The organism is Streptococcus pseudopneumoniae, from assembly GCF_001072315.1.
In the GTDB taxonomy this organism is placed as follows: domain Bacteria; phylum Bacillota; class Bacilli; order Lactobacillales; family Streptococcaceae; genus Streptococcus; species Streptococcus pseudopneumoniae_R.
In genome coordinates this window covers 1-1,270 of the sequence record NZ_JVLI01000186.1, presented here as the reverse complement: position 1 = coordinate 1,270, position 1,270 = coordinate 1, and the positions used below count along the sequence as shown (strand labels likewise).

The window sequence follows — 1,270 nt, the reverse complement described above, 5'->3', positions numbered from 1 at the left end:
TTTGCGACAGCTACTAAAAATGCTGTTGCAGTCAGTCACGCTATTATTAGTCCATTGACTCCTTCAGAGTTTGGTTATAATGCCAAATTCAATCTATCAACTCGGTTAGAAGCATTTAGAAAGGATGTAATTGACTATCGTACAAGAGAATCATACATTACTGCTGAGTTATATTTTCTAGCAAATATGATTCGACCAAACTACGGATCATCAAGAGAATTACTGGAAGCTCTGGGACTTGAAGCCAAAGAAAAGGGAACAGATAACCTTCTAGGAATTGTACCAGCAAAAGAGTTATTCAATCATTCCACGATTGATAAGATCTCTATTGCAGATATGGAGGAGAATCCTGAACTTTATCAAAAACACAAAAAGTTTTTCACTGAGCTGGAGCAGACTTTTTCAAAAATTTATGATACAATATAATTATATTTATAAATACAAACACAATTATAAATATAATTAGAAGGAGATTGTTATGGCATTCACACCAAAAGAAAAAGAGATTTCGCAGATTATCGAAGCAACCCACCAACCTGAGCAGATTTCAGATGTAGCCCACTTTGAAAGTTTTGAACGCAAAAAGCAATTCCAGTTTACTTTGAAACCAAGCAATCGGAAAAAATTAGATGAGATTGCTAAAGCAGCTGGAGCAAAGTCTGCATCAGATTATCTTGATAAATTAATCGAGAAACTATAGTTATAAATATGTTTATGACTATAAATATATCCATAACTACAACTGCTTACTACAAGGAGAAATAATGGATTTAATTACAAGGCTCTTAGCAGAGAGAGAAGGAAAAGTACATGGTGGTATTTATGATATCACACAGAAACGCTTTGCTTATAATTCTAACCGAATTGAAGGAAGTCGTCTGACAGAAGAGCAGACTAGCTTAATTTATGAGACAAAGACAATCGCAAATATTGATGCAAAAGGAATCAAAATTGATGATTTGGTAGAAATGAATAATCATTTTAAATGTTTTGATTATATCTTAGATACCGTTAACGAGCCACTGACAGAGGACTATATAAAAAACCTGCATCGTATTCTAAAAAGTGGAACAAGTTCTGAGCATAACCCGATAGCTCCAGTTGGTCGTTATAAAGTATTGCAAAATGAGGTAGGAAAAATTGCGACAGCTTCTGTTGAACAGACTGAAGATGAGATGCTTTCTTTACTGATTGGCTATGATTTGAAAAAACAAAAAGATTTGAATTACTTAACAAGCTTTCATGCACAATTTGAAAGGATTCATCCTTT

The 1,270-nt window shown here is 33.7% G+C and carries 2 protein-coding genes and 1 pseudogene; all 3 read left to right on the top strand.

Annotated elements, in window-relative coordinates:
* Nucleotides 1–426, top strand: a pseudogene (locus ADH54_RS09880) (ParA family protein); the annotation flags it as partial.
* Between the two features lie 52 nt (nt 427–478).
* On the top strand, nt 479–700 hold the full coding sequence (locus ADH54_RS09875) for a hypothetical protein (protein WP_049524982.1): 222 nt from the start codon (nt 479–481) through the stop codon (nt 698–700).
* Between the two features lie 64 nt (nt 701–764).
* The coding region (locus ADH54_RS09870; protein ID WP_049524981.1) for a Fic family protein at nt 765–1,270 on the top strand (506 nt) is incomplete at its 3' end.